Raw genomic sequence first — 6,364 nt, forward strand, 5'->3', positions numbered from 1 at the left:
GGACTTTGAAAACCTGAGCGAGGATGTGAACTCCTTCAAAGGCTTCTGGAGAAACCGGGTCACACGGATACTGCTGGTAGTGGTTCTGGCGAACGTCGGAAGCACTGTCGGAACTTTCATAGGTGGGGCCGATGTAGTGAGAATATTCATCAAATCCTTCTGGGGATGAGTTTTACGCTGAAAGCCGTCTCAAGTATGACTCCATTTTGCCGGTGTCGCTTAACGAAGGCGGTCACATGCGTACATAGGGTAGTGAAAGCTCAACTCAGCACTTGACAACTTGAGTTGCTGCTCTGATTCCTGTGAAAAATGATCTCTTCATTTTCTCGGGCAGACGTGGTCGATCCACAGTTCCTGGCCGCCGATCGAAAATGAATTGATCGTTCCCAGAAGGTTCAGAACGCCTTTCTGGCCTACGACGTTTGTGATTGAGACATTGACTCCGCCAATAACGGCACCGTTTATGTCGGCGAAATTCTGAACGTTCTTCAGATCTCCGTTAACCTCGACGTTGATATTTCCGCCGTATTCGCCGTAGTAGAGAATGAGACCGGTGGGTGCTGATGGGAAGGTAAAGGCTACTGTGATGTTGTTTAGATTAACGTCGAGGCCGGTATGACCGGCAAGTCCTTTGTTATCTACTTTCAAATTCCCGTTGTTCGTTGGTGTGCCGTTAGACCAGTAGAACTCCTTTAGCGTCATCTTGGTGGCCGATTCCCACAGTGTATCTCCGAAATGATAAGTGGCACCGAAAGCAAAACCTTCGAAATTTATACACTTCAGAACCAGGATGCATCCAGAGAGGATAATGAGGGTTGACAGGAGCATCATAATAAACGTGAACCGTTTCATGATACACCTCCTATCCAGAAGATAAGGACCGGACAAACTACCAACCGATCTGCGCCCATATGTCGTCGCGGCGCATAAAAAGTCTAGCACTTGCGGCAGAAAAACGAACAACTTTCGAAACTCGCTTAAGGTTAAGTTTAATGGATATAAATGCTCCGGAACTCCCGCATAATTAATATCTATATCGGTATTCACGCTGATTTTTCCCATCAATTTCATCCATTGAAAATCTACAAATATACCTGGTGGACATTTAAAAACACAATAAGAGCAGAAATGATTATCCAGCGGTGAATCGAAATGGTTGGACAAAGGTTGCTTTCTTTACTTGCAAGAAGGATCACAAAAGCGCATGAGTTGAGATAATGATTCCGGTAGATTTTTACTTGTGGAGAGCCGGGGCTTCCCATCAGCCTGCCTGGCGAGTTTTTCGTAGATGCCATCATGAAGCTTATGCCGATGTTCTTTGCTAAGCTTGATTCTAAAAAGATTCTTCTAATCGGTCAAACATATTTCTTCTGAGAAATGTGTTGGTTTCTCAGTTCATCTTCGCCAGTGGATATTTCCCGAGTTTTGTGGGAGTCCAGGGAACGAGATACATTTCCATATCATCCATATTGTGCCACCACAGCTCGACACCCTCGATTTTTTCGGGAATTATTCCTTTGTCGAAATCAAAGATATAAGAAGCCCGAAGCTTGACTTCTTTCTTCTCAAGGAGGATTTGACCATCCCTATCGTACGTGACAAAATCAAACAAGAGTATGCCGCTTCTTTTATTGTCGAGCTCCAGTATCAGCATCTTTCCAAGCCTGTCTTCATCTGTAAGGTAGATAAGAATGTCACCATCGTTGAGCATTCGTTTTTCATCTCTCGAGATATTGATCTTATCCGTTGTCAGATTCACACTGAAGCTCTCTATATCCAGAAAAGTAACTGAGTAGAAACTATTTCTGTACGCCTCAACCGTTGGATTTCTCGAAATGCAAGAGATTGCAATCACAGTTATCACAATGGCGGTGGCAAGAGATCTCTTCATCTTCAAACACCCCTTTTTTCTCTTAGAATCTGTAGCCTATTTTAAAATCGAAGATCTTACCGACAGTCTCATTGATTTTTTGTAGAATAAGATCTACGTTGAGCTCTATGTAATAACCGGGACTAAAATCCATCCCAACTCCAAGTCTGAGAGGCGAAAAACCCAGCTGTGACTGCTCTCCAAAAGCGAACGTGTGGCCGATATCTCCTCTAACATAAAAAGTATCAAGATCGAGTTTCAGTCCAACATAACCGTACCAGGCAATTCCGGGAATTATAAATGAAGGCTTTACTCCGGTGTCTTCCGAAAGAGTAAACATAAAAAATGGTGTTGCTATTCCAAAAGACAAAGGACCAAAATCATACCGTAAGTCAATACCAAGAACGTCTATTCCAACAAATCCGGAAAGAGGAGTATTCGAAAAAGATTCGGTTTGCGCGGCAACATTGATTAATCCGAGAGAAAGGCTTCCAAACGAAAGTGAAGTAACCAGCAAAAGGCAAAGTACAAGGACGGCATTCTTCATAGCTTTCACCCCCAACATTCATTGTACGTCCACAACGGAAAAAAACGTTCTGGATTTAAGACTATTTACTAAGTTGCCAAAGAATCACGTGCAGGTCTCATGGAAAGTCAATCTCCACGGGAACTCTTTCTATTTTCCAGAGAGGATTCTTGGATCTAAATATCGACTGGTTTTATCCTCGATTCGTGAGTTTAGCCTGCATATCAAAAACATATCTCAAATACGAACTGGGAAAACATTCGCATAAAGATCATCTAATATCTTAATTATAGGATTGTTCGAAGATCGTATTTTTCCCTTACTTGGAGGCTAATATGTTTCTTGCAGTAGTTTCGGCGGTATTTTTCGGATGAGCACTGGGGGCGAACGATGCGGCAAACGTTTACGGTACGGCCGTGGCTTCTGGCCTTGTCAAGTTCAAAGTTGCGGTCGCCTCATCCGTGTTATTTATACTCATAGGCGCGGTCTTCGCCGGCTCTAGAGTTCTTGAGACTATTTCCAGCCTCAGTTCGCAAACCGTCTTTACAGCCGTCACCGGAACTATTGCAGCGGCTCTGACGATGACGATCATGACTCTTCTGAGCATTCCAGTCTCCTCTTCACAGGCTATGATGGGAGCTATCTTCGGTGTCGGAATGTTCCAGGGAACGGCCGACTGGTCAATATTTCTGAAAATCGTGGTTTGCTGGGTGGTCACTCCTGTCGGGGCCGCCGTGGGCGGCTTCTTTCTGTACCGAATAACATCGATCTTCTTTGCAAAGATAAAGACCATACCGACACAGAATCTCGCTTTAAAAATCGGTGCCATCGCCATAGGAGCGTACGGTTCCTTCGCGCTCGGGGCAAATGACGTAGCGAACGTTATCGGTCCTTTCGCAGGAATAATTCCGACCAATGTCGCCGTGCTGATGGGAGGCATAAGCATAGGTCTTGGCGTGATAACTTTCGGCAAGCGCGTCATGTACACGGTGGGAAAACAGATCATCAGCCTCGATCACTTCGCCGCCGTAATCGCCGTGCTTTCCATGTCGTCGGTCGTGTGGATGTTCACCCTGCTGGGCATACCGGCTTCCACCTCTCAGGCGATAGTCGGGGCTGTCATCGGAGCGGGATTCGCCGGAGGCACGAAAGACGTGAATCTGAAGATTCTGAAGAAAATAGCGCTGGGATGGGTACAGACCCCGCTCGTTGCCGGACTCTTATCCTTTTTCCTCTGTCTTCTGCTTGATTTTGTTATCAAGATCTTCTAATAGCGAGCTAGCCTTTCTGACCGACTGGATTTTTCAAAAGAAAGGGACTCGCTCATTGCTTTGATGCTGTCCAGGTGCCTTCCTCCTGCGTGGAGTGAATTATGAAGGTTCCCGACATGTTGTCTTTCGAGATCTCGCCGTTGAAATCGATGCTTTTATCGTCGATCCATGTGTAGATAGAAACTTTTCCACCGTCGAAGAGCAATCCGAAAAGCTCCCGGCACGGACGACCGCCCTCACAAAAAAGACCGCTGAAATTGTAGCCGTAATGCCTGGTTATTTCGAAATGGCCGTTGCCGGTATATTCCTCCGATATCATCTCTAGATCCCACAGGCCGGACATCACTGGAAACTTCCGTGATAGGCATCCAGAAAGAAACAGGCACAGAACCAAAGAGAGAAGTCCAAGAATCGATAAGCGTCTCTTAATCATCATCCCACCACCCTGATAAGTTTATACCACAAACAGGTCTGGATCTTCGCAAATTACGCGGTTTGTTTTACTCCTTCGGTGCGGGTTATACTATATTGGCACTTTTATTTTGGGAGGGATATGATTTGAGCCAGAGATACCTGACAGTCGAAGAGCAGCTCTCGCTTCCTCTGGTCAACGGTACGGTGATTTCACTCGACGGCAAAAAGCTGGCCTACACGCTCAGGCGCACCGATTGGGACGGAAACAAGTACATGCGAACGGTTGTGGTTTACGATGCGGAAAGCGAGACGGCGTTACACGTCTCGAACGATGAGTTCGATTGCTCTCTTCCCGATTGGTCGCCCGATTCGAAGAGGCTTGTCTTTCTCCAGAAAACCGGTGAGGAAAACAAGAACGATCTGATGATCTTCGATTTCGAACTGAAACGTTCCTACAAGTTACTCACCTTCGAACAGGAGATCAGTCAGATGAAGTGGAGTCAGAAAAATGACGGACTCTTTCTCGTAGCCGCCTCTCCGGAGAGCGAAGAACTGAAAAAGAGAAAGGAAAGCTACGGAGAGTTCGAATACATAGACGAAGAGACGAAGAACAGCTCGCTGTATTTCGTCCATCTCTCGCGCGCCATGAAAAAATATTCGGCAAGGTTCGAATTACCCAGAGATATGCGCTGCGAAGAAGCTCTCTTCGATAAGTTGACGGACGGCAAGGAGTTTCATATCTCTTCGATCTCTCTATCTCCCGACGGAAATTACATCGCACTTCTGGCACCACCCACGAGCGATTACAACGATTTCGATAGCGCGAAGGTTTTTCTCATGAACGAAGAAAGAGAACTGAAAGAGCTACCGCTGGCTCACCCGAGGGGCTGTCTCTTCTCCGGCGACTCGAAGAGACTGGCCTGTGTGGTACCGGCCGGAGACGACCCCTGGATGGATAACGGAGTGGTCGAGATCGTAGATCTTTCCGATCTTTCGAAAAGGCGGTTGAGTGTGGGACAGGACCTTAACATCGAACCGGTTGCCTGGACGGAGAAGGGTTTCTTCGTGAACTGGATCGAGGACTGTACGATTCGCCTGGGACTGCTCGATGAGGAAGGCCATCTGGAAGGCCTGACGGATGAGGATCAGATGGTGATGGCCTCAAGCGTCACTCCGGATGGAAAACGACTGGCCATCGTCATGGCCGGCATTTTTGAATCTCCCGAGATCTATCTCGACGGAAGAAAAATAACAGATATCGCGTCTATACATCCCCGAAGGGAAAGGGTACGGAAGGAAAGACTCTCCTGGAAGAGTTGCGACGGTACTGAGATCCACGGTGTTTTGAACCTTCCCACCGATTTCGACAGTTCCAGGAAATACCCTCTCGTTGTGCTGGTTCACGGAGGACCGATCTGGACGGCTCTTACCGCGAGGATAACGAGCAGCTATTATCCTATCGAGCAGCTGGTATCCAGAGGAGTGCTGGTACTGGAGCCCAACTACCGCGGAAGCGAAGGCTACGGAAGAGACTTCAGGAAATTGAATTACAGGAACCTCGGGATAGGTGATTACGAAGACGTTGTGAGCGGCGTCGATTCGCTCATAGAAAGAGGGCTGGTGAACGGAGACCGTCTCGGAGTTATGGGCTGGAGCCAGGGAGGCTACATCTCGGCCTTCTGCGCAACTTATGGAAAGAGATTCAAAGCCGCCTCCGTGGGAGCGGGTATATCCAACTGGATGACCTACCACGTCAACACCGACATTCATCAATTCTGCCATCGCTACCTCGGGAACAATCCCTGGGAAGATCCTAAGATATACGAGCTGACATCGCCCATTTCTTACATTAAGAACGCTTCTACCCCCACGCTCATACAGCACGGCGATTCCGACACCAGAGTTCCGACGCCTAACGCCTTCGAGCTTTACCAGGGTCTGAGAGAGATGAATGTGCCAGTAAGACTGGTTATCTACAAAGACATGGGACACAACACCGTTAAACCCGGTCTTCACAGGGCCATAATGACGCAAAACCTCGCCTGGTTCAGTCATTATCTCCTGGGCGAACCGCTGGAGGGATCCTTCAAGATGACAGACGCTCTTTCTCCAGGTTGACTGTTATAATCTTTCTAGAGGTGATCGATATGACCAAATTCTCTATCGTGGCTACCGTGAAGAACAGGAAGCTCCTCAAATCCGTCGAAATGATGCAGGCCAGTGCAATTAGGTTCAACTCTTCCCATTGCGATCTGGGTGAACTCGAATCCTTTCTTGAGTACT

General features: G+C 47.4%; 6 protein-coding genes and 1 pseudogene. 3 read left to right on the forward strand and 4 right to left on the reverse strand.

Annotation, left to right across the window (positions count from 1 at the left end; all coding sequences use genetic code 11):
- Positions 1–169: pseudogene (locus tag PKX57_RS10850) on the forward strand (TraB family protein); the annotation flags it as partial.
- A 149-nt stretch (positions 170–318) separates the two neighbouring features.
- Here the strand turns inward: PKX57_RS10850 and PKX57_RS10855 are convergent.
- From PKX57_RS10855 to PKX57_RS10865, 3 genes are all read right to left on the reverse strand, one after another.
- Positions 319–852: a hypothetical protein gene (locus PKX57_RS10855; RefSeq protein ID WP_470745571.1), complete on the reverse strand. Its 534-nt coding sequence runs from the start codon at positions 850–852 to the stop codon at positions 319–321.
- A 538-nt stretch (positions 853–1,390) separates the two neighbouring features.
- Positions 1,391–1,891, reverse strand: a complete 501-nt coding sequence (locus PKX57_RS10860) for a hypothetical protein (RefSeq protein WP_213919896.1) — start codon at positions 1,889–1,891, stop codon at positions 1,391–1,393.
- 22 nt (positions 1,892–1,913) lie between these two features.
- Positions 1,914–2,417: a hypothetical protein gene (locus tag PKX57_RS10865; RefSeq protein ID WP_472417276.1), complete on the reverse strand. Its 504-nt coding sequence runs from the start codon at positions 2,415–2,417 to the stop codon at positions 1,914–1,916.
- Positions 2,418–2,773: 356 nt separating this feature from the next.
- On the opposite strand from PKX57_RS10865, the gene PKX57_RS10870 reads away from it, so the two are divergent.
- Positions 2,774–3,667, forward strand: a complete 894-nt coding sequence (locus PKX57_RS10870; RefSeq protein WP_472417280.1) for an inorganic phosphate transporter — start codon at positions 2,774–2,776, stop codon at positions 3,665–3,667.
- Positions 3,668–3,719: 52 nt separating this feature from the next.
- Here the strand turns inward: PKX57_RS10870 and PKX57_RS10875 are convergent, their stop codons facing one another.
- Positions 3,720–4,010, reverse strand: a complete 291-nt coding sequence (locus PKX57_RS10875) for a hypothetical protein (RefSeq protein WP_214049992.1) — start codon at positions 4,008–4,010, stop codon at positions 3,720–3,722.
- Between the two features lie 215 nt (positions 4,011–4,225).
- Here PKX57_RS10875 and PKX57_RS10880 point away from each other — a divergent pair, with 215 nt between their 5' ends.
- On the forward strand, positions 4,226–6,199 hold the full coding sequence (locus PKX57_RS10880) for a S9 family peptidase (RefSeq protein ID WP_472417278.1): 1,974 nt from the start codon (positions 4,226–4,228) through the stop codon (positions 6,197–6,199).
- The last annotated feature ends 165 nt before the right edge of the window (positions 6,200–6,364 follow it).

Origin of the sequence: Mesotoga sp. (assembly GCF_035363035.1) — a bacterium.
In the GTDB taxonomy this organism is placed as follows: domain Bacteria; phylum Thermotogota; class Thermotogae; order Petrotogales; family Kosmotogaceae; genus Mesotoga.